The 23,792-nt window shown below is 32.2% G+C and carries 14 protein-coding genes; 9 read left to right on the forward strand and 5 right to left on the reverse strand.

The annotated features are described in order from the left end of the window. Positions 1 to 113 precede the first annotated feature (113 nt). Positions 114 to 2,969: a carbamoyl-phosphate synthase large subunit gene (carB, locus tag Q4586_RS12045; protein WP_068706396.1), complete on the reverse strand. Its 2,856-nt coding sequence runs from the start codon at positions 2,967 to 2,969 to the stop codon at positions 114 to 116. A gap of 104 nt (positions 2,970 to 3,073) precedes the next feature. Then, positions 3,074 to 3,235, reverse strand: coding sequence for a 50S ribosomal protein L34 (gene rpmH, locus Q4586_RS12050; protein WP_068706394.1), 162 nt, complete (start codon positions 3,233 to 3,235; stop codon positions 3,074 to 3,076). A 229-nt stretch (positions 3,236 to 3,464) separates the two neighbouring features. Between rpmH and pyrG the strand changes: the two genes are divergently transcribed. The 4 genes from pyrG (at position 3,465) to Q4586_RS12070 (ending at position 10,357) form a co-directional block, all read left to right on the forward strand. Continuing rightward, positions 3,465 to 5,078, forward strand: a complete 1,614-nt coding sequence (gene pyrG, locus Q4586_RS12055) for a CTP synthase (protein WP_303529263.1) — start codon at positions 3,465 to 3,467, stop codon at positions 5,076 to 5,078. A gap of 186 nt (positions 5,079 to 5,264) precedes the next feature. Then, positions 5,265 to 7,139, forward strand: a complete 1,875-nt coding sequence (yidC, locus tag Q4586_RS12060) for a membrane protein insertase YidC (RefSeq protein ID WP_303529264.1) — start codon at positions 5,265 to 5,267, stop codon at positions 7,137 to 7,139. Positions 7,140 to 7,379: 240 nt separating this feature from the next. After that, positions 7,380 to 9,830 (forward strand): TonB-dependent receptor, encoded by a 2,451-nt coding sequence (locus Q4586_RS12065; RefSeq protein WP_303529266.1) that lies wholly within the window; start codon positions 7,380 to 7,382, stop codon positions 9,828 to 9,830. A 131-nt stretch (positions 9,831 to 9,961) separates the two neighbouring features. Next, the gene (locus Q4586_RS12070) at positions 9,962 to 10,357 is read left to right on the forward strand and encodes a hypothetical protein (protein WP_068706387.1); all 396 of its coding nucleotides are present in this window, start codon (positions 9,962 to 9,964) and stop codon (positions 10,355 to 10,357) included. 53 nt (positions 10,358 to 10,410) lie between these two features. Here the strand turns inward: Q4586_RS12070 and Q4586_RS12075 are convergent, their stop codons facing one another. Beyond that, on the reverse strand, positions 10,411 to 10,587 hold the full coding sequence (locus tag Q4586_RS12075; protein WP_176715005.1) for a hypothetical protein: 177 nt from the start codon (positions 10,585 to 10,587) through the stop codon (positions 10,411 to 10,413). A 148-nt stretch (positions 10,588 to 10,735) separates the two neighbouring features. On the opposite strand from Q4586_RS12075, the gene fumC reads away from it, so the two are divergent. The 4 genes from fumC (at position 10,736) to Q4586_RS12095 (ending at position 17,963) form a co-directional block, all read left to right on the forward strand. After that, a complete protein-coding gene (fumC, locus tag Q4586_RS12080) occupies positions 10,736 to 12,136 on the forward strand; it encodes a class II fumarate hydratase (RefSeq protein WP_068706385.1) in 1,401 nt (466 codons plus the stop codon). 418 nt (positions 12,137 to 12,554) lie between these two features. Beyond that, a complete protein-coding gene (locus tag Q4586_RS12085) occupies positions 12,555 to 13,322 on the forward strand; it encodes a hypothetical protein (protein ID WP_068706383.1) in 768 nt (255 codons plus the stop codon). Positions 13,323 to 13,561: 239 nt separating this feature from the next. Next, complete coding sequence (locus tag Q4586_RS12090; protein ID WP_303529271.1) at positions 13,562 to 16,747, forward strand: LodA/GoxA family CTQ-dependent oxidase; 3,186 nt, start codon at positions 13,562 to 13,564, stop codon at positions 16,745 to 16,747. Positions 16,748 to 16,844: 97 nt separating this feature from the next. After that, a complete protein-coding gene (locus tag Q4586_RS12095) occupies positions 16,845 to 17,963 on the forward strand; it encodes an NAD(P)/FAD-dependent oxidoreductase (protein WP_303529273.1) in 1,119 nt (372 codons plus the stop codon). A gap of 99 nt (positions 17,964 to 18,062) precedes the next feature. On the opposite strand, the gene Q4586_RS12100 is transcribed toward Q4586_RS12095, so the two are convergent. Together Q4586_RS12100 and ychF are read right to left on the reverse strand one after the other, a co-directional pair. Further along, positions 18,063 to 19,421: a pyridoxal-phosphate dependent enzyme gene (locus tag Q4586_RS12100; protein WP_068706377.1), complete on the reverse strand. Its 1,359-nt coding sequence runs from the start codon at positions 19,419 to 19,421 to the stop codon at positions 18,063 to 18,065. A gap of 341 nt (positions 19,422 to 19,762) precedes the next feature. Next, positions 19,763 to 20,854 carry a redox-regulated ATPase YchF gene (gene ychF, locus Q4586_RS12105; protein WP_303529278.1) on the reverse strand — a complete coding sequence of 364 codons (1,092 nt, stop codon included), beginning with the start codon at positions 20,852 to 20,854 and terminating at the stop codon, positions 19,763 to 19,765. A 184-nt stretch (positions 20,855 to 21,038) separates the two neighbouring features. On the opposite strand from ychF, the gene Q4586_RS12110 reads away from it, so the two are divergent. After that, positions 21,039 to 23,726, forward strand: coding sequence for a TonB-dependent receptor (locus Q4586_RS12110; protein WP_303529280.1), 2,688 nt, complete (start codon positions 21,039 to 21,041; stop codon positions 23,724 to 23,726). The last annotated feature ends 66 nt before the right edge of the window (positions 23,727 to 23,792 follow it).

Here is a 23,792-nt window from a genome sequence, read left to right on the forward strand (position 1 = left end):
TATACAAAAATACTCTTTAATCAAAATATAGTTGCATATGCAACTTATTAATTTTTTGTTAAAAAAAACCGAAACTATATCAGTTTCGGTTTTTAAAAATTTAGCTTATAATTTTACTTACTCAAGTACATTTTACGTCTTGCATATAAATCATAAAATTGATCGTCTTTTAAATCATCAATAAAAAGAATACTTTCTCCTGTTGATTTCATCTCTGGACCTAATTTCTTATTCACATTCGGAAACTTGTTAAATGAAAATACTGGCTGTTTAATTGCAAAACCATCTAATTGTGGATTGAAATCAAAATCAGTAACTTTTTTATCACCTAACATAACCTTGGTTGCATAATTTACATATGGTTCTTTATATGCTTTTGCAATAAAAGGAACTGTACGAGAAGCTCTTGGATTTGCTTCAATAATATAAACCGTATCATTTTTGATAGCAAACTGAATATTTATCAATCCAATAGTTTTTAATTCTGTAGCAATTGTTCGTGTATGATCTTTAATTTGTTGCATTACAAATTCACCTAAATTAAATGCAGGTAGGGTTGCGTTTGAATCTCCAGAGTGTACTCCACAAGGCTCAATATGTTCCATTATTCCGATAATATACACATTACCGTCAGCGTCACAAATTGCGTCTGCTTCTGCTTCAATTGCACCGTCTAAATAATGATCTAATAATAATTTATTTCCTGGCATTCCTTTTAATAAATCAACAACATGCTCAACTAACTCTTCTTTATTGATGACGATTTTCATCCCTTGACCACCTAAAACATAAGAAGGTCTTACTAAAATAGGAAAGTCTAATTCATCTGCTAAAGTTAAAGCTTCATCTGCTGTTTCTGCAATACCAAATTCTGGAAAAGGAATATTATTTTCTTTTAACATTGAAGAAAATCTACCTCTATCTTCGGCGATATCTAACGCTTCAAAAGAAGTTCCAATAATTTTAATTCCGTATTTAGTTAACTTTTCTGCAAGCTTTAAAGCTGTTTGACCACCTAACTGAACAATTACACCTTCTGGTTTTTCATGTTTGATGATGTCATAAATATGTTCCCAAAAAACAGGCTCAAAGTATAGTTTATCTGCAGTATCAAAATCGGTAGAAACCGTTTCTGGATTACAGTTAATCATAATAGTTTCGTAACCACATTCGGCAGCCGCTAAAACTCCGTGTACACAACAGTAATCGAACTCAATTCCTTGACCAATTCTGTTAGGTCCAGAACCTAAAACGATTATTTTTTTCTTATCAGTTACAATACTTTCGTTTGCAACAGAAACTGTTCCGTCTGCCGACTCAATATTGTTTTCAAAAGTTGAATAATAATAAGGTGTTTTTGCAGTAAATTCTGCTGCACAAGTGTCTACTAACTTATAAACTCTGTTTATTTTAAGTTCTTCTCTTTTACTATAAACTTGGCTTTCTAAACAATCTAGCATATGTGCAATCTGACGATCTCCATATCCTTTTTGTTTTGCTTCTAACAATAAATCTCTATCTAGTGTATCAATTGTATACTTAGAAATTTCTTTTTCTAATTGAAAAAGTTCTTCATATTGCTTTAAATACCACATATCAATTTTTGTGATTTCGTAGATTTTACTCAATGGTATTCCCATTGCAATAGCATCGTAAATCGCAAAAACCCTATCCCAACTTGCGTTGGTTAATTTATCTATAATTTGATTGTAATCTTTATAACCTTTTCCGTCTGCACCTAAACCGTTACGTTTAATTTCTAACGATTGTGTTGCTTTGTGAAGTGCTTCTTGGAAAGAACGTCCAATTCCCATTACCTCACCAACAGCCTTCATTTGTAAACCTAAAGTTCGGTCAGAACCTTCAAATTTATCAAAGTTCCAACGAGGTATTTTTACAATTACATAATCTAATGTTGGCTCAAATAGAGCTGAAGTAGATTTTGTAATTCCGTTTTCTAATTCATCTAACGTATAACCAATGGCTAATTTTGTTGCTACTTTTGCAATAGGGTAACCGGTTGCTTTACTTGCTAATGCTGATGAACGCGATACACGTGGATTAATTTCAATAGCAATAATATCTTCTTTTTCATCTGGTGAAACAGCAAACTGCACATTACATCCACCTTCAAAATCTCCAATAGAACGCATCATTTTTATTGCCATGTCACGCATTCTCTGATAGGTTTTATCAGAAAGTGTCATTGCCGGCGCAACGGTAATTGAATCTCCAGTATGAATTCCCATCGGATCCATATTTTCGATAGAACAAATAATTACAACGTTATCGTTTTTATCACGCAATAATTCTAGTTCATATTCTTTCCATCCCATCATTGCTTTATCGATCATGACTTCATGGATAGGAGATGCTTCTAATCCCCTACGCAATAATTCGTCAAAATCATTTGGGTCATATACTATTGAAGCTCCTGCTCCACCCAAAGTATAAGAAGAACGGATTACTAAAGGAAAGCCAAACTCTTGAGCAATTTCTTTTCCTTTTAAAAATGATGTAGCCGTAGCTTGTGGAGCCATTGGTACATCAATTTTTAACATTAACTCTCTAAACTGTTCTCTATCTTCTGTTATATTAATAGCGTCGATATCAACACCTATTAACTTTACATCAAAATCTTTCCAAATTCCTTTATCATCAGCTTCAATACATAAATTTAATGCTGTTTGCCCTCCCATTGTTGGTAAAACTGCATCAATTTGTGGGTGCTCTTTTAAAATTTGAATAATTGATTTTGTTGTTAGCGGTAACAAATATACATGATCAGCCATTGAAGGGTCTGTCATAATTGTTGCTGGATTAGAATTGATTAAGATTGTTTCAATTCCATCTTCACGTAAAGAACGTAAAGATTGTGATCCTGAATAATCAAATTCACAGGCTTGTCCAATAACAATTGGTCCTGATCCGATTATTAAAATAGATTTAAGGTTTTGATTTTTAGGCATTTTACTTGATGTGTTGTGTTATTTGCAAAAATATAAAATGTTATTTATAAAAAAAGGTGTTACTAAAAAATAGTAACACCTAATATATTAACAATTGTTAATCATTATTTTTTTGGTCTTGGAGCTGAAGATACACTTATACTTTTTCTTCCTTTAGCCCTTCTTCTAGCTAATACTTTACGTCCATTAGCAGATGCCATTCTTTCTCTGAAACCGTGTTTGTTTCTTCTTTTTCTTTTCGATGGTTGGTACGTTCTTTTCGGCATTATTTATATTTTTAAAATCGTCTTTAATTATATGTTTGCTTTTATGAAATTCCGTCTGCTAAAAGCGTGGGCAAATATACAACAGTTTTTTTGTCTGACAAATACTAGTTTTGTTTTTTTTAAATATTTTTTGACTCTGCAAAAATAATAAATTTTTATCGATGTTTTTTCACTTTTTTATTTGTTCGAATTGTTAGACTTCTTACTTTTGCCCAAACCTAACAATACCATGAACAACACTAAATACGTTTTTGTAACAGGAGGCGTAACTTCATCACTAGGAAAAGGAATTATAGCCGCTTCTTTAGCTAAATTATTACAAGAAAGAGGATTTTCTGTAACTATACAAAAACTAGACCCATATATTAATATCGATCCAGGAACATTAAATCCGTATGAACACGGTGAGTGCTATGTTACTGACGATGGAGCAGAAACTGACTTAGACTTAGGGCATTACGAACGTTTTTTAAACATTCCTACCTCACAAGCTAATAATGTTACTACGGGTAAAATTTATCAATCGGTAATAAACAAAGAGCGTAAAGGAGAGTTTTTAGGTAAAACAGTGCAAGTAATTCCGCATATTACTGATGAAATTAAAAACCGTATTCAAATTTTAGGAAACACTGGCGATTATGATATCGTTATTACCGAAATTGGTGGTACCGTTGGTGATATAGAATCGTTACCTTATATAGAAGCTGTTAGACAACTACAATGGGAATTAGGTGAAGACAATGCCATTGTTATTCACTTAACCTTAGTACCATATTTAGCAGCGGCCGGAGAATTAAAAACAAAACCTACACAGCATTCAGTAAAAATGTTAATGCAAAGTGGTTTAAGCCCTAATATTCTTGTTTGCCGTTCTGAACACGAAATTAACGATACTATTAAACGTAAATTAGCTTTGTTTTGCAATGTTAAAAAACAAGACGTAATTCAGTCTTTAGATGCCGAAACAATTTACGATGTACCTAATTTAATGTTTAAAGAAGGATTAGATTATGTTGTTTTAGATAAATTAAACTTATCTACTCGCAAACAACCTGCTTTAAAAAAATGGAATAAATTTGTAGACGCTCATAAAAACCCTGCCGCTACTATTGAAATTGGTTTGGTTGGTAAATATGTAGAATTACACGATTCTTATAAATCGATTACCGAAGCATTTATTCACGCTGGCGCTACAAATAAAGCAAAAGTAAATGTTCGTTGGATTCATTCAGAGGAATTAACACCCGAAAATGCTGCTTCAAAACTAAAAGGATTAAACGGAGTTCTAGTTGCTCCTGGTTTTGGTGATCGTGGAATAGAAGGTAAAATTGCTGCTGTACAATATGTACGTGAAAATAACATTCCCTTTTTAGGAATCTGTTTAGGTATGCAAATGGCTGTTATCGAATATTCACGTAATGTTTTAGGCTTAAAAGAAGCTATTTCAACTGAAATGAATGAAAAAACAGCGCACCCTGTTATTAATTTAATGGCAGCGCAAAAAGATGTTACTGAAAAAGGAGGTACTATGCGTTTAGGTGCTTGGGATTGCGAATTAACACAAGACTCTAAAGTTTTAGAGGCTTACGGAGAAAAACTAATTAGCGAACGTCATCGTCATAGATACGAATATAATAATGAATATAAGGAGCAATTAGAAAACGCAGGATTAAAAGCTACAGGTATTAACCCAAAAACAGGATTGGTTGAAATCGTTGAGATTGATACGCATCCTTGGTTTGTTGGTGTACAATATCACCCAGAATATAAAAGTACTGTGCTAAATCCACATCCTTTATTTGTAAGTTTTATAAAAGCTTCATTAAAACAATCTAAAAAATAAATTTTAAATCCTGTAATTTTTAATTACAGGATTTTTTATAAAGTTGGAACACTGTTTGAGCTATCATACTTATCAAAATTAATCACAGTAAAACATCATAAATAATATAGGGTTTTACTACATTTGTCGGGTTTTTCAATTTTGAGAGAAACAAAAAATGACAAGTTGACATTATAACACATATCAATGGAACAAAAAAAATTTGATTTAAATTCCTTTATAGGAATGCTATTATTAGGAGGTATTTTACTTTGGTGGATGAATACTCGTAAACCAGAAGTAACTCCTGAAAACACTACACAAACCGAGCAAGTTTCTGAAACAACAGCTACACAAAACAATACAACTGAAACACCAATCTTAAACGATTCGTTACAGCAAATTGCTTTAAAAAATAAGCTAGGTGCTTTTGCTTACGGAGCAGCAACTAGTAAAAAAGGTGTTACTTCTATTGAAAATGATCTTGTAAAATTAACTATTGATAATAAAGGAGGACAAATTACCGAGGCGTTAATTAAAAACTATAAGACTTACGATTCACTTCCTTTATACTTAGTAAAAGACAAAAACGCTTCTTTTAATATTAATTTTGGTACTACTGATAATCGTATTTTAAATACTAAAGATTTATTATTTAGCCCTACTTTAACTAAGAATGGAGATTCTCAAATACTATCAATGAAATTGAAAGTATCTGAAACTCAATTTTTGGAATATCGTTACGAAATTAAAAAAGACGATTACCGTGTTGGTTTCGCTGTTAGATCACAAGGATTAAGTTCGGTAATAAACAGCTCGCAAGCTATTAATTTAGACTGGAGTTTAAAAGGTTTTAGAAATGAAAAAAGTTTAAAAACCGAAAATATGTACTCTTATTATTATTACAAAGCTGATGATGAAGTTGAGTACCTACAAATGAATGATGATGAAATTGCTAATGATATTGATTGGATTGCTTACAAACAACATTTCTTTTCATCAATCTTATCTTCTGACACTCCTTTTAACAACGCTAGTTTAAAATCTGTTGATTTTGCAGGCGAAGAAAAAGATACTGTTTTCACAAAAACTTATGGCTTAAAAACTCCTTTAGCATTAACTAATGGTGAGTTAAACTATAACATGCAATGGTTTTATGGACCAACAGATTATAACTTATTAAAATCATACGAAGGAACAAGTTTAGACGAAATAGCAGATTTAGGTTGGGGAATTTTCGGATTCTTAAACCGTACCGTTTTTCATCCTGTTTTTAATTTATTAAAAGGATTTATTGGTAACTACGGATTGATTATTATTTTTATGACAATCGTTGTTCGTATTATCATGTCGCCAGTACTTTATAAATCATATTTATCTAGTGCTAAAATGAAAGTGATTCGTCCAGAAATGGAAGAAATCAATAAAAAATTTCCTGGTAAAGAAAACGCAATGAAACGTCAGCAAGAAATTATGGCGGTACAGCGAAAAGCTGGAGTTAGTATGATGTCGGGTTGTATACCTGCATTACTACAAATGCCTGTTTTCTTTGCGTTATTCAAGTTTTTTCCAACAAACATTGAATTCCGTCAAAAATCATTTTTATGGGCTAATGATTTATCATCATACGATATGATTTATCAATTGCCATTTAGTATTCCTTTTTATGGAGATCATGTAAGTTTATTTCCAATTTTAGCCTCGGTTGCTATTTTCTTTTACATGAAAATGAACCAAAGCCAGCAAGCAAACATGCAAGCACCTACACAAGAGGGAATGCCTGATATGAGTAAAATGATGAAGTATATGATTTACTTCTCTCCTATTATGATGCTGTTTTTCTTTAACAATTATGCAAGTGGTTTAAGTTTGTATTACTTTATATCTAACCTCTTGACCATTGTAATTATGCTAGTTATAAAAAACTTTGTAATTGATGAAGCTAAAATTCATGCAAAAATTGAAGAAAACAAAAAGAAGCCTGAAAAAGCAAAAAGTAAATTTCGTGAGCGTTTAGATAACGCTATGAAACAAGCCCAAGAGCAACAGGCTGCTCAGCAAAAAGCAAAAAAGAAAAAATAAGCAAGTAATATTATTTAAAAAAAACCGAAACTTAACAGTTTCGGTTTTTTTGCTTTCTGTATATTAAAAACAACTCGAAAAAATCATTCTAAATAAACTTATTTTTTCACCATTAAGTACCTAAATAGTCAATCCTCCTTCTTTTTGACTTTAGGTTTTATTTAACATTCCTTTAACTACCCTTATTTAAACCTTTAAAGAACTTCGCAGTCTTATCTATTCAAAACAATTTCAAATTCAATGAAAAAAATTATATTTATAATTGCTGCTATACTTTCTTTTTCGGTAACTGCACAAAGACCTAACAGAGCTCAAATTTCTAAAATTACCTTAACAGGAAAAATTATTGAAGCCAACTCTAAACAACCTTTAGAGTATGCAACCTTGGTATTAACACATTTAAAAAGTAAGCGTGTTTCTGGCGGAATAACAGATGCAAAAGGAAATTTTACAATTGAAGTACCAAAAGGGATTTATGCTGTAAAAGTAGAATTTATAGGTTTTAAAACTAAAAATCTTCAAAATCAAAAATTAATAACAAATACTAATTTAGGTACTATTACTTTATCTGAAGATACCGAAACTTTAGAAGAAGTAGAAATCATTGCTGAAAAATCGACTGTAGAGATACGTTTAGATAAAAAAATATACAACGTAGGTAAAGATATGACCGTAAAAGGTGGTACTGCTTCTGATGTATTAGACAATGTGCCTTCGGTAAATGTTGATGCCGTAGGTGCTGTTAGTTTACGAGGTAATGAAAACGTACGTATTTTAATTGATGGCAAACCATCGGCTTTAGTTGGCTTAACGGGTACTGATGCTTTAAGAAATCTTCCTGCCGATGCTATTGAAAAGGTAGAAGTAATCACCTCGCCATCGGCACGTTATGATGCCGAAGGAACTGCCGGAATTTTAAATATCATCCTTAGAAAAGGAAAAATAACAGGTTTTAATGGCTCCTTAAACGTTACTGCTGGTAATCCTGATATGCTTAGAGTAGCCCCAAACTTAAATTACCGTACTAAAAAAGTTAACTTATTTTCTAACATTGGGTATTCTTACAGAAAAGGACCAGGAAACTCACAAACTTATTTTACAAACTTTAATAGTGATAATACTATTAAAGATTTTAGAAATGAAGACAGAACTTTTGATCGTAAAAATAAAAACTTCAATGCATCTATTGGAATGGAATATTATATAAACGATAACAGCTCAGTTACCGGTAATTTTGTGTACAGAAAATCTAATGGAAACGATATTGCAACCAATATTTCAACTTTTTTTGACGAAAACAAGGTTTTAACAAATACAGAAAACAGAATTGAAAATGAAGATGAAGATGGTGTAGACAAACAATACTCTATAAATTACACCAATAGATTAAATGATTCTGGACAAAAACTAACCATTGATTTACAATACGGAGATAGCAAACAAACAGAAAACTCTCCAGTAACTGTAAACGGAGCTCTTTCTGAAGATAATTCACAAATTACCAACTCTAAAGAAAAGCTATTACAAATAGACTATGTATTACCGATTGGTGAAGATAGCCAGTTTGAAATAGGTCACAAATCAACTTTACAAGATTTAGATTCAGATTTCAGAGTAAATCTATTAGATCCACTTGCTACTTTCGATCCTTCAAATGCCATTACTTTTAAGCAAAACATTTATGCATTTTATACACAATACGGAAGTAAAATTAACAAGTTTTCATATTTATTAGGATTGCGTACCGAAATTACTGACATCGATTTAAATGTGTTAACCACCAATCAAAAATCAGATAAAAACTATACCGAATGGTTTCCAACCATAAACCTTGGCTATGAATTAAACGATAACGAAAACGTTACTTTAGGTTACAGCCGACGTTTAAGAAGACCGCGTCACTGGTTTTTAAACCCGTTTGAAAGCCGTAGTTCTGCCACCAATGTATTTAGAGGAAATCCTGATTTAAACCCAACCTACACAAGCTCATTCGATTTAGGTTACAACACAAAAATCAGAAAATTTAATTTAGGAGCTTCGTTATATTATCAACTTTCAACTGATAAAATTCAATCGGTATCTATCATAGAAGAAAGAAGTGGAACCAACGTTTTTGTTCGTCAACCTTTAAATTTAAATGATGAACAACGTTACGGGTTTGAATTTACAAGTAACTACAACCCTACTAAAAAAGTACGCTTATCTGCAAGTTTTAACTATTTTAAGTTTAATACTGATGCTTTTTCATACACATATACAGCACAAGACAACTCGCAAGTTACCACAAACTTAGCCGAAGTTAATGAAAGTAGTTGGTTTGCTCGTTTTAACGCTCGTATTACCTTGCCAGCAAAAATTGAATGGCAAACACGTTTAATGTATCGCGGACCACAAAACAGTGCGCAAAGTGATCAAAGCGGAATGTTTATGGCAAACTTAGCTTTTAGTAAAGATATTTTAAAAGACAAAGCTTCATTGGTATTAAATGTAAGCGATTTATTTAACTCACGTAAACGTGAAAGTACTACGTATTATGGTGGTAGAGAAAATCCATCAACCATTTCTAATGGTGAATTTCAATGGAGAGAGCGTCAAATATCATTAAGTTTTACCTATCGTTTTAATCAAAAGAAAAAAAGAGAAAGACCACAAGGCGGTGGTCAAGATGGTGGCGAAGGTTTTGAAGGATAATATTTTGGGCGTTCGAGCGGGCTTTCATTACTCGCTTTTTGCTAACTGTGTATAAAAACACACAGTTAGCAAAAGAGCTCAAACAAACCATTCAATCCCTAACGCAATAAACACTACTTAAAACATTATCTATGAATAAATTTATTTTCATAAATATCTTATTACTATTTTTATCTTTAAATATTTTCGCTCAAAAAAAACAAAATACTGAACAAATAACTGATAAACAACTTGAAAAAATTCAAAAAAAACTTAAGTTAGACAATATTCAGTTATTAATGGTTAAAGATATTCTTATAAAATACGGCAAAGAAAAAAAAGAAATCAAAGTTCAGGAAATACCTGATCAGGAAAAAAAGGCTCGCATTCAAGAGATAAACTTAAAACAACAAAAAGAATTATATAAGTTTATAAACAGCAAACAATTAGATGAACTTAAAAAAATTATGACAGAACACAAAAAAGAGTTTCGAAAAAATCACCCCTCAAGAAAAGGTAACAGAAATAGAAGAAGAAACTCTTTTTAAAATAAAAAGCTCGTTCAAACTAATGAACGAGCTTTTAATATATATTTAAAAGGCTACTTTAATTCTTGAGCTGCCTTTTTAGCTTCTCTTTTTAATTTTATGTTTTCTAAAATTGTTCCTCCAATCCAATAAGGAACCACAAATGTTAATAAGAAAATTAACAACCAAAATCCGGTTGTAAAAATAAACATGAATAATACCAATCCTGAGAATTCTGAAAAATCTAACATTTGTTACTTATTAATAATTGTTATACTGCAAAATTAAAACTATTTTTCTTTTCAAACAATAAAATCTGACAAAAATAACGTACAAAAAACTATAAGAATTTGTAATTTTGAAACTTAGTTAAATTATATTCTTTTAAATCATTTTATAATGACAAAATTCAGAATCGAAAAAGATACGATGGGAAACGTTGAAGTTCCTGCTGATAAATATTGGGGAGCACAAACTGAGCGCTCTCGTAACAACTTTAAAATAGGACCAGTTGGCTCAATGCCTTTAGAAGTAGTATATGGTTTTGCTTACTTAAAAAAAGCTGCCGCTTATACCAATGCCGAATTAGGTGTATTAGCTAATGAAAAAAGAGATTTAATTGCACAGGTTTGTGATGAAATTTTAGCTGGTAAACACGATGATCAATTTCCGCTAGTTATTTGGCAAACAGGTTCTGGTACACAAAGTAACATGAACTGTAACGAAGTAATCGCTAACAGAGCGCATGAAATTGCTGGTAAAGTAATTGGTGAAGGTGAAAAAACCATCCAGCCAAATGATGATGTAAACAAATCGCAATCATCAAACGATACTTTTCCTACAGGTATGCATATTGCTGCTTACAAGAAAATTGTAGAAGTAACAATACCTGGAGTAGAACAATTACGCGATACTTTACAGGCAAAATCAGAAGCTTTTAAAGATGTTGTAAAAATTGGTCGTACACACTTAATGGATGCAACTCCGTTAACTTTAGGACAAGAATTTTCTGGTTATGTAGCACAATTAAACTTCGGATTAAAAGCGTTAAATAACTCTCTTGAACATTTAAGTCAATTAGCTTTGGGTGGTACAGCTGTTGGTACAGGATTAAACACGCCTGCTGGTTACGATGTATTAGTTGCTAAGTATATTGCTAAGTTTACAGGTTTACCGTTTATAACTGCAGAAAATAAATTTGAAGCCTTAGCTGCACACGATGCTTTAGTTGAAACACACGGAGCTTTAAAACAATTAGCGGTTTCAATTAATAAAATTGCTAATGATATTCGTTTAATGGCATCAGGACCTCGTAGTGGTATTGGTGAATTAATTATTCCTGCAAACGAGCCAGGTTCTTCTATTATGCCAGGAAAAGTAAATCCTACGCAAGCAGAAGCTATTACTATGGTTTGCGCACAAGTTATGGGTAATGACGTTGCTGTTACCGTTGGTGGTACGCAAGGACATTACGAATTAAATGTATTTAAACCAATGATGGCGGCTAACGTATTACAGTCTGCTCAATTAATTGGAGATGCTTGTGTATCTTTTGATGTTAACTGTGCTGCCGGTATTGAGCCTAACCACGGTAGAATTACCGAGTTAGTAAACAACTCATTAATGCTAGTTACTGCATTAAACACGAAAATAGGGTATTATAAAGCTGCTGAAATTGCTAACACTGCACACGCAAACGGAACAACTTTAAAAACTGAAGCCGTACGTTTAGGGTATGTTACCGAAGCTGAATATGACGAATGGGTAAAACCTGAAGACATGACTGGTAGTTTAAAATAAACTGACTTACTATATTATAACAAAACCCGCAATTTAAAATTGCGGGTTTTGTTATACATGCTATTTTAATAATTTTCTACTTCTTTTAAATCTTAACAAAACAAGGTAATACCACTAAAAACAATTCTTATCTCCTTCACCTACAACACTCATTACCAAACAACAAGCTCTCAACGTTTTTTTATAAATACTTTTATTATTTATTAAAATTTAAGATACATATATGGTTTTACCGTAAATATATTACGGTTTTTTAAGCTACATTTTAAAATTTAAAAAGTAATTTTGATTGCTATACACCTAATACACAGCTATTAAAACTTACACATCCATCAAAAAAAAGAAAAACACACTAATAAGATTACTCAAATAATAAATTTCTTTAATTAAAAAGATACTAACCCAAAAATCAATAAATATGAAACGAATTTTAACTATACTATTAACTGCAATATTATTAATAAGTTGTACATCAACAAAAGATTTAATGAAAAAAGTTGTTGTGAATAACACCGAATTTTATCCTATTGATCCTGTAGAATACGGATGGACAATTCCTTATATTGACACAACAACTAACTTAATAGGTAAAAGAGAGTTAATTAAAGCCAGTAAAACAGAGATTACTGACTTTTTAAAAAACCAAGGAACTTTAGTTTCAATAATTGAAAATACAATAAATGGGGAATTAAATTATGGAGCTTCAAAGGTTTCTTCAAAAAATTCATATTATAGAATTGTAATGGATTATACCAAATATAAAAATCATCATACAAAATTTGGTGAAGCAAAGGTTGGAGTTGGCTTGAGACTTGTGGCAAAAGTAAAAACCTCAAACAATAAAGTTAATTTAGGAGATTTGTTTGCTTTAGGCTTAGCTGCTGAAGCAAATCACTTAGAAGGTACACTTTCTGTAGATGTTATTGGAATGGATTCAAAAGATATAACAAACATACTACCATTTCAAAGTGAGATAAATAAAACGACTATTCAAAATGTTATGCAAGCATTAGCCTCTATAAAAGCAAAAATTTACGACAAAGACACAGACTTATATCCACATATTTTATCAATAAAGCCTAACTTAGGTTACGGAGAAATGGACTTGAATACATATAATAAAGAATTAGCGTTAAAGAGAGATGAAGTTGTAAAATTATTATCAGTCAAAAAAATGGGGAAATAATTAAAGTTATACCGTATAAAATTAATTATTGATACAAACCCACATACGAGAACCTTCGAAGGTTTTACACTTTGTTTATATAAAAAATTACGTGAAAAAAGTTACAATATAAATTTAATAACTCTCCCATACCCCAAATTAATACACTCGTGACCATAATATATTAATGAATGTAATTATATGTTATTTTTATTCTTATTCAATAATTTTTATTTTATAACAACTTAAACTAACCAATAATGACAAAACCTTCAAACGATAAATCTACATCATGCTGGAACTGCGATGGAAATATCACCTTAGTTACACAACGTCTTAAAGAGATGTTTGTAGAAATCGGTCAAAAAACTAGAATTGAAAACGGACAACAACCTGCTAAAAGAGCTGTATTCAGAAAACAACACGGTATAGCTTATGGTCGTTTTGAAATAAATAAAGATATTAACGAAAAATTTAAAGTCGGAATATTTGCTAGTGACACCTACGAATGTGCCGTTCGTTTTTCAAGCGATACAGGGCCAACATCTCCTGACTTGCATTCAACTTTAGGAGTAGGTTTAAAATTATTTGGTGTTGATGGGCCTAAACTATTAGGCGATGGTACCAATGCTGATTTTATTTTTCAAAACATAGATCGTTTTTTTGCTCGTGATGCACAACAAATGTGCAGTTTTACTAAAGCCGGCGTTATTAATCACGATTATGACACTTACATAAATAAGCATCCTGAATTGGCAAGTATTTTACAAGCAATGACCAAAGAAGAAGCTAGTGTGTTAAGCGCAAGCTATTGGGCAATACTTCCTTTTAAATTAGGAGACTCTCAAATTGTAAGATACCGCCTAGTACCTGAAGACACTTATAAAGGAACTCCCTTTAACGACACCAATTACCTAGGACTGGATTTACAACAACGTTTAGTAAAAAAAGAAGCAACTTTTCGTTTTGAAATACAGCTAAGAACTAACGATGCTACTATGCCGTTAAATGATGCTCAAGTTGTATGGAGTACAGAAGAAAGTCCGTACATCTGTATTGCAAAATTACATTTACCTCAGCAAGATGTATCAGCGATTGGACAAGCTGAATTTGGTAGTAATTTAGCCTTTAATATTTGGAGAACATTACCGCAACACGAACCATTAGGCTCTATTGCACAAGCAAGAAAAGTTGTATATGCTGCGAGTGCTGAAGCAAGACATCAAGCAAATGGACAACAATTACAAGAACCAACTAAGATAAACCCCGAATTTAAAGGAAACACAGATGAAGATAGCGACTGTATTGTAAAAGCAGGTATCTACCCTCCTATTGGTGTTATGAGAGTTGGAAATAGTAAAGATGAATACTTTTTAGGTCCTTTGGTTGATAATCCAGCACCGCAAACCGATCCGTATGCATACAGAGATAAAACGGGGGCTTTAAAAAGACAAGCTGCTCAGTTTAGAATTTACGGTTTTAATGCAGCGGGTAAAGCTGTAAAAGAATTAACTTCCGAAAACTCAAACATTACATGGCATAGTCATTTATCGAACCAAAAATCTTCATGGTATCAATTTAACATTGCTTTAGATATTCCTGAGGCAGCTGATGTTCCTCCATCTATGTTACGAAACATCGATGTAAAAGATCGTGAGTCATTACTAATCGACGGAGGTGCTAAATCTATTTCGGGTACCAATAATAAAAGTGATGCTTTTGAAGGAGAATTTTTAACTACCAAAGTGTATTTAGGTGAAATGCATACCGATGAAAAAGGACGCTTAGTTATGTTAGGTGGGCATGGAAAATCTGAAAATATTAACGGAGATATTGCTATTACTTTTGCAAATAATGAAGGTTGGTACGATGATATTTCTGACGGCCCTGTTACTGCTGAAGTTGAATATAACGGAAATAAACTTACTGTAGATCCTGCTTGGGTTATTTGTGCGCCACCAGATTATGCACCAATGCAAAAATCGGTACGTACTATGTGGGATTTAATGCGTGATGTAGCCGTAAAATCGAATATGTTAGTTCGCCCTACAAGACCATCGTTTACTAAAGATATTTTACCAATATTTCAACGTATGACCGATTTACAATGGGTAAATGCTGGTTTTGCTGGAGCTTTTGGCTTTGGTGGTCAATTTAATTACACAACCATCGAATGGATAAAAAAACTAGGGAACCCATCTTCTGCTTATATGGAAATGCGACGTACGCTTTCTAATAATTTCCGTCGATTTGAAGTCTCTGGAGCAGAAGCTCCGCAATTATGGCCTTGGTTATATGGTGATGCTATTAGCATTCCTTCTACTGGCTCTGTTCGTCAACATGCTACTTTATCTAATTTACAATTAGAATTTTTAGACCAATGGGTTAAAGGTGATTTTGATGCCGATTATATTGATATGACTGGATGCCCTCATATACCTACTCCTCCAACAATTGATGAACTAACAATAGCTGAGCAACCAGATATGCTTACCAAAGCTGCCATGGAATTTTGTTTAGCGGATGCTTTTCACCCTGGTTGTGAAATGACATGGCCAATGCGTTCTTCAGGAATGTATATGGCACCTTTTCGAATAAAACATGCTCCTAAAACACCACCTGTTAACACAATGTATTATGGTGCAATGATGAATAACGATATACTGCCTTTAGCTAAAGGACCTATTTTAGGAGGACAAGTTGCTGGAAGTATTACTCGTTGGATGGCTATTCCTTGGCAAACTGATACGGCTAGTTGTAGAGATGGTTACACAAGTGACTATGATCCGTATTTACCTACATTTTGGCCTGCTAGAGTGCCTAATAACATTTTAAATGAAGATCGTTATGAAGAAGTTATCAATCCCGAACTAGCTGAAGAAACACGTATTCAAGCGTTTAATTTCCGATCTGAATGGCTAGATGACCTTCCTTTAGATGGAGGAGCTCCTACCTATACAAATCAAATTAATAGTATGATTAAATATTTTGATAAGTTAGCTGTAGTTCAAAAACGCCCTGGTGTTACACACGACCCTAATTTCCCAAAAGAAATGCAGGTTGGAATTACGCCTACTCCTGAACAAGAGGCTGAATTATTAAAAGCTACTTTAGTTGATTTAGATAGTATTTTAAATAGCAATCATACTTTAAATGATACGACTAAAAATGTATTGTATGCAGCTGTAGACAAACTTTCTCATGACAATTTATTAAATGAGCAGTTTTTATTAGAAGGTGCTAAAGGAGAATTATTAACATTGGTTGAAGATGAATTAACTAAAGATTTTAAAACATCAACAAATGTTACCAACACGATACATCTTATTGCTTCTAAGCTACATACAATAAAACAATCAGATTCACATCAACAAGAAACTCTTGTAAAAGTAGAAGTTGGTATTCCTGAAAAAATGACACGTTTTTCTAGATATACGCCTAAATAATATATTTTTATAATTGTTTAATACAATTAACAACCTTGTAGTTTTACAAGGTTGTTTTTTTAATTAGTAAACCATTAATTTATTTAAACATCACTTTGTGGAAAAAACAGATATACTTATTATAGGCGGAGGTATTGCAGGTTGTATTGCTGCTATTTCTTTGGCTAACGACTATAATGTTACTTTAATAGACAAAAAAACAACACCTGTTGATCGAATTGGTGAATCTTTAGCTCCTGCTGCTCAAAGAATCTTAAAAAAATTAGGTCTTTTAGAAAATGAATCTGATGATTTTAAACAATCGCTATTTAGTAATAACCTTGGTATGCAATCTTACTGGGGAAGTGATCAACTTCACATAGTAGATCACCTTAAAAACCCTGATGGTTTTTCTAGAAGTTTAGATAGAAAGAACTTTGAAGTATATCTTAGACAAAAAGCTTTTGAAAGAGGTGTTAACTGCTTGTGGGGAATTCGTCTTTTTAATAGTTCTTATGAAGAAAACTTATGGAAAGTAACAGGTAAGTCTGATGATTTAAAAAATAGAACAACGCATACTATTCATGCAACTTTTGTAATTGATGCAACCGGTAGGCAATCTCACTTTGCTAAAAGCATTGGAATTAAACGAGTTCAGTTTGATAAATTAATTTCATGCTGGGTAAGCATGCCTAATACAAGTATTAATACTATGAGTACCATTGTTGCTGATGAATTAGGTTGGTGGTATAGTGCTGTTTTACCTAATAATAAAAGAATTATTTCTTTTCAAACAGATGCTGATCTAATTGATAAAGCTATACTTAAAAATTCAACTTCTTTTTTAACGCTTATTAAACAGCATAAAATAATGCAATCATTACTAGCAAAAAACGAAAAGGATATTACTTTTCATGGAACTGTTAGTGCAAATTCAACACGTTTAGAGCAACCAGCAGGTAAGCAATGGATTGCTTTAGGTGATGCCGCTATTAGTTTCGACCCTTTATCTTCTCAAGGAATGTTTAATGCCATGGCTAACGCAATGCAATTTAAAGAACTAGTAACAAATTTTAATTTTATAAAAGATTTTAGTGTTGCTAAAATGGAAGATTTTAATATGCTATATTCTAATCAAATAAAACAAGTATGGAACCACTATTTAAAGCATAAAAATTTATTTTATAAAGCAGAAGCAAGATGGAAAGAAAGTACTTTTTGGAAAAGGAGATCATGATAAATATTTGTTTCAAAAATAAAATAAAACAACACCTTACAAAACGTGTAAATTGTAAAAACCTTTAGACTAAGAATTAATCTAAAGGTTTTTTATAATTTATATAGCACTAATAATATCATACTTAGTAATAATATGGTGTTTATTATCACCTAAATCAACTAAGACTGCTTGATTATCTTTTGTTATTAATTTAGAAACTTCATCAATAGATGCTGATAATTTTACAACAGGATAAATAGAACCCATAACCTCTTTAATTGGTTTATCAGCTATATCCTTATCAGCTATATAACTTCGTAATAAATCTGATTCGTTTACCGAGCCTACAAACCCGTTAATATCTTTTACCGGAATTTGCGATATTTTAAAATCACGCATTCTTTCAATTGCATGTGATACCAGTTCTTCTGTTTGAACAGTTACTAACGGCTTATTAATGTGTGATTTTATTAAATCCTCTGCCTTTGTAATTGTTTCTTCTAAAAAACCACGCTCACGCATCCAATCATCATTAAACATCTTACCTACATACCTACTTCCATGATCATGAAATAGTACTACTACCACATCATCTTTCTTAAAATGCTCTTTTAACTGTAACATTCCTTTAATAGCAGACCCTGCTGAGTTACCTACAAAAATACCTTCTTCTTTTGCTATTTTACGTGTATAAACTGCTGCGTCTTTATCCGTTACTTTGGTAAAGCCATCAATTAAAGAAAAATCTACATTTTTAGGTAAAATATCCTCTCCTATACCTTCGGTAATGTATGGGTAAATTTCATTTTCATCAAAAACACCTGTTTCATGGTATTTTTTAAATACTGATCCGTAAGTATCAATTCCCCAAACTTTTATATTCGGATTTTGCTCTTTTAAGTATTTTGCCGTTCCCGAAACAGTACCTCCAGTTCCAACACCTACGACAAAATGTGTTATTTTACCTTCGGTTTGTTTCCATATTTCAGGCCCTGTTTGCTCATAATGTGCCAATGCATTACTTGGGTTGTCATATTGATTTACGTACCAAGAATTAGGAGTTTCTTCACCTAAACGTTTAGAAACCGAGTAATAAGATCGAGGATCATCTGGTTCTACATTGGTAGGACAAACAATAACCTCAGCTCCTACAGCACGTAAAATATCCATCTTTTCTTTCGATTGCTTGTCTGAAATTACAAAAATACACTTGTACCCTTTTATAATTGCTGCTAAGGCTAACCCCATACCTGTATTTCCTGAGGTTCCTTCAATAATAGTCCCTCCAGGTTGTAAGCGCCCATCAGCTTCAGCATCTTCAATCATTTTTAACGCCATTCTATCTTTAATCGAATTTCCGGGGTTAAAGGTTTCTACCTTTGCTAAAACTAAAGCATCAATTTCTTTAGTTACTGAGTTTAACTGAACTAATGGTGTATTACCAATGGTTTCTAATATATTTTTTGCGTATTTCATCTCTTTATTTTACAGTTGCAAAGGTAAATTCTTTTTGGGCGTTCCACAAGTGTCGCGCTTTCATTACTCGCTTTTTTTAATTTTGTGCACTTTGTTAATTTGTTCGTCCCTCACAAATAAAAAAACAAAATTAAAAAAGAGCTCAAACATACCATTCAATCGCTAACGCAGTCAGTTTATAAGAATAATTAAACATTAAAAACATATTATCAACTTTACTATAATGAACAATACCTTTATTGTATTCAAAATAATTAATAACAAAAAATACTGCATAATAAAATGCAGTATTCATTATAAAATCTAATAGTAAAAGACTGTTTATGCTGTTCTAACTTAGATTAAACGTTAAACCTGAAGTTCATTATATCGCCATCTTGCACGATATACTCTTTACCTTCAACTCCTAGTTTACCTGCTTCTTTTACTTTTTGCTCACCACCTAAAGTAGTATAATCATCATATTTTGTTACTTCGGCACGAATAAATCCTTTTTCAAAATCGGTATGAATTACTCCAGCTGCTTGTGGTGCGGTATCACCAATATTAATCGTCCAAGCCCTTACTTCTTTTAGACCTACGGTAAAATAAGTTTGTAAGTTTAATAATTTATAGGCTGCTCTAATTAAAACAGAGGCTCCTGCTTCTTTTAAACCGATATCTGCTAAAAACATTTCGCGTTCTTCATAATCATCTAACTCGGTAATATCTGCTTCGGTACCAACTGCCAACACAATAACTTCGGCGTTTTCATTTTTTACAGCTTCTTTTACAGCATTTACATAATCATTCCCTGTAACAGCAGCACCTTCATCTACATTACATACATATAATACTGGTTTTGAAGTGATGAATTGTAATGATTTTACAACTTCTATTTCTTTTTCAGAAAATTCGATAGCTCTTACTGAAACTCCGTCTAGTAATGTTTTTTCTACTTTTAAAAGAATTTCTAATTCAACTTGTGCTTCCTTATTACCAGTTTTAGCCGTTCTTTTTACACGCTCTAAACGTTTTTGAACAGTTTCTAAATCTTTTAATTGTAACTCAATATCAATCGTTTCTTTATCTCTAACTGGATCTACTGAGGCATCAACATGAATAATATTTTCGTTATCAAAACAACGTAGAACATGAATAATTGCGTCTGTTTCGCGAATATTTGCTAAGAATTGATTTCCTAATCCCTCTCCCTTACTTGCTCCTTTTACCAAACCAGCAATATCAACAATCTCTACTGTTGCAGGTACTACTCTTTCTGGATTTACCATTCCTTCTAAAACCTGTATTCTTGGGTCTGGTACATTTACCACTCCAATATTTGGCTCTATTGTACAAAAAGGAAAGTTGGCACTTTGCGCTTTTGCATTAGATAAACAGTTAAATAAAGTTGATTTTCCTACGTTTGGTAATCCTACAATTCCGGCTTTCATTCTGTTGTTTTATTGAAAATTTTCGTGTGCAAATATACTGCTTTGCTTTCAAAAAAACGACATTTAATAATTCACATAACTTTAACTAAAAAAAAAATACAATAAACGTTTTTTTAACACAAATTAACAAAATAACACTTCTTTTTACTACATTTAAAGAATATTAATCAATAAAATCTCATTTATGAAAAGACTGCATTTTTTTTTAATTTGTTTTTTATTCTTTGGAACACAACTAATAAATGCCCAATTACAAATTAAAGGAACTATAAGAGATAGCACTAACGAACCTTTACCTGGTGCAAATATTTTAGAAAAAGGGACAAGCAATGGAGCTTCTACTGATTTTAACGGAAACTTTACATTAACTACCAGTCCAAATAGTACACTAATTATTAGTTTTTCGGGTTTTGAAACCCAAGAAATTCCTGTTAATGGAAATACAACATTTAACATTACTTTAAATGAAGGTTTACAGTTAGATGAGGTTGTGATTGTTGGTTCTAGAAATGCAAAAAGAACCGCAGTAGACACTCCTGTACCTGTTGATGTTATTGATGTTGGTAGTTTGGCTGCTAAAAACGGTAAGGTAGAAGTAAATGATCTTTTACAATACGCTGCACCTTCTTTTAATGCAACTAAGCAATCTGGATCTGATGGAGCAGATCATGTGGTTCCTGCTTCTCTAAGAGGTTTGGGGCCTGACCAAACACTAGTTTTAATCAACGGTAAAAGACGTCATCAATCATCATTAGTAAATATTTTTGGTACACGTGGTCGTGGTAATTCTGGTACCGATTTAAATGCTATACCTACAGCAGCAATTAAAAGAATAGAAGTTTTACGTGACGGAGCATCTGCACAATATGGTTCTGACGCTATTGCCGGAGTAATAAATATTGTTTTAAAAGACGCTACTGATGGTGTTTCTGGAAGTATTGGTTACGGTGTTTATAGTACCGCTATTGGAAATGGTTGGGAAGATGCCACTGGAGAAACTTTATATAATGTAGAAGGAAAAAGTAGATTAGACGGAAAAGACAAAAGTTTTGATGGAGGTACTTTTAAATTAGATTTAAATTATGGTGCTAAACTAAATGACAAAGGAGGTTTTGTAAACTTTACAACAGAATTGTTGTCAAAAGAAAACACGTTACGTCCTGGTTTTTCATGGCGTAAAGGTTATGGTAGCGCAGGTGTTGATGGTTTTAATTTTATGGTAAATACTAGCTTGCCTGTTAATGATAACACTGAAGTATATGCTTTTGGTGGACGAAATTATAGAGATACCGATGCCTACGCTTTTTCAAGAGATAGCTATGCTGATGGCGATAACAGAAGTGTGCCTAGTTTATATCCTAACGGATTTACTCCTAGAATAACATCTAATATAGCCGACATCTCTGTTTCTGCTGGAGTAAAACATATATTAGCTAACGGATGGGAACTTGATTTTAACAATACTTATGGAGAAAATAAGTTTCATTATTTAATAAAAGACACCAACAACGCTTCTTTAAAAGATGCTTCACCAACAGAGTTTGATGCTGGTGGCCATAGTTTATCTCAAAACACAACAGGTGTTGATTTTTCTAAATATTTTGAAGACTCAATGAGTGGTATAAACATCGCTTTTGGTTTAGAATACAGAACAGAAAACTTTATTATTTTTGCTGGTGAAGAACGTTCATATGGATTATATGATGAAGACGGACTTTTAATCACCAATCCTGCTACACAAGTAATAGCAACAGATTCTAATGGCGATGATTTACCCGGAGGCGCACAAGGTTTTCCTGGATATAGTCCAGATAACGAAGTAGACCGATCAAGAAGTAATGTTGGTGTATATTTTGATTCTGAATTTAATTTTACTGATAAATTTTTAGTTGGTGCTGCTCTTAGATTTGAAGATTACAGTGACTTTGGTAGCACTTTTAATTTTAAACTAGCTTCTCGATTTAAAGCGAATGATAATTTAACCTTAAGGGGATCAATTTCTTCAGGGTTTAGAGCACCTTCATTAGCGCAACTATATTACAACCTAAAATTTACAAACATTGTAAACGGTGTATCTTTACCTTCTTTATTATCAGCAAATAACAGTACCGTTACCAGAGCTTTTGGTATTGAGCAACTAAAAGAAGAAACTGCTTTTAACAGTAGCATTGGTTTTACCTATAAAACTGGTGGATTTACAGCAACTATTGATGCCTACTCTATTTCTGTTGATGATCGAATTATTTTAACAGATAATTTTGATGCTACTCCATTAAATTTAGGCGTAGATGCAGCTCAATTTTTTGCCAATGGTGTAGATACCAAAACACAAGGAATTGATATTGTTTTAAATTATAAGAAAAAATTTAATGACCATAGGTTAGATGTAGGACTTGTTGGAAATTTTAATGATACTAAAATTGAAAAAATAAAAAATGGAAATCTAAATAGATTTACCTTTTTTAGTCCTTTTTCAGAAGCTTATTTAAAAGCTGCTGCTCCTGACCATAAATTTGGTTTAAACTTAGGGTATGGTTACAAAAAATTTGATATCGCTTTAGGATTAACTAAATTTAGTGAAGTACAATTACAAGATTTTCAATGGGTAGACTCTCCTGCTACAACACAGGCAGAAGCAGATGCTTTATATCCTGTAGCTACTGATACCTATAAAAGTAAAATTACCACTGACTTGAGTTTAAGCTATGCTTTTACTGATAAAATTATGTTTACAATGGGTGGTAACAATATTTTTAATGTATACCCTACTTCTCAATTTGATGGATGGACAGATCAAGGAGGACTAGCTGATTCTGTACAAATGGGATCAGATGGTGCTTACTTTTTTACAAGATTAGGTTTTAGTTTATAAAAACTATCGATTTTAAATAAAAAAATCCCGAGAACAAATCTCGGGATTTTTTTATTTTATATAATA

Origin of the sequence: Tenacibaculum soleae (assembly GCF_030549005.1) — a bacterium.
In the GTDB taxonomy this organism is placed as follows: domain Bacteria; phylum Bacteroidota; class Bacteroidia; order Flavobacteriales; family Flavobacteriaceae; genus Polaribacter; species Polaribacter soleae.

What these genes read in the sequence shown, in the direction of transcription:
- carB (WP_068706396.1), bottom strand. Translation starts at nt 2,969, where the DNA reads ATGCCTAAAAATCAAAACCTTAAATCTATTTTAATAATCGGATCAGGA.
- rpmH (WP_068706394.1), bottom strand. Translation starts at nt 3,235, where the DNA reads ATGCCGAAAAGAACGTACCAACCATCGAAAAGAAAAAGAAGAAACAAA.
- pyrG (WP_303529263.1), top strand. Translation starts at nt 3,465, where the DNA reads ATGAACAACACTAAATACGTTTTTGTAACAGGAGGCGTAACTTCATCA.
- yidC (WP_303529264.1), top strand. Translation starts at nt 5,265, where the DNA reads ATGGAACAAAAAAAATTTGATTTAAATTCCTTTATAGGAATGCTATTA.
- Q4586_RS12065 (WP_303529266.1), top strand. Translation starts at nt 7,380, where the DNA reads ATGAAAAAAATTATATTTATAATTGCTGCTATACTTTCTTTTTCGGTA.
- Q4586_RS12070 (WP_068706387.1), top strand. Translation starts at nt 9,962, where the DNA reads ATGAATAAATTTATTTTCATAAATATCTTATTACTATTTTTATCTTTA.
- Q4586_RS12075 (WP_176715005.1), bottom strand. Translation starts at nt 10,587, where the DNA reads ATGTTAGATTTTTCAGAATTCTCAGGATTGGTATTATTCATGTTTATT.
- fumC (WP_068706385.1), top strand. Translation starts at nt 10,736, where the DNA reads ATGACAAAATTCAGAATCGAAAAAGATACGATGGGAAACGTTGAAGTT.
- Q4586_RS12085 (WP_068706383.1), top strand. Translation starts at nt 12,555, where the DNA reads ATGAAACGAATTTTAACTATACTATTAACTGCAATATTATTAATAAGT.
- Q4586_RS12090 (WP_303529271.1), top strand. Translation starts at nt 13,562, where the DNA reads ATGACAAAACCTTCAAACGATAAATCTACATCATGCTGGAACTGCGAT.
- Q4586_RS12100 (WP_068706377.1), bottom strand. Translation starts at nt 19,421, where the DNA reads ATGAAATACGCAAAAAATATATTAGAAACCATTGGTAATACACCATTA.
- ychF (WP_303529278.1), bottom strand. Translation starts at nt 20,854, where the DNA reads ATGAAAGCCGGAATTGTAGGATTACCAAACGTAGGAAAATCAACTTTA.
- Q4586_RS12110 (WP_303529280.1), top strand. Translation starts at nt 21,039, where the DNA reads ATGAAAAGACTGCATTTTTTTTTAATTTGTTTTTTATTCTTTGGAACA.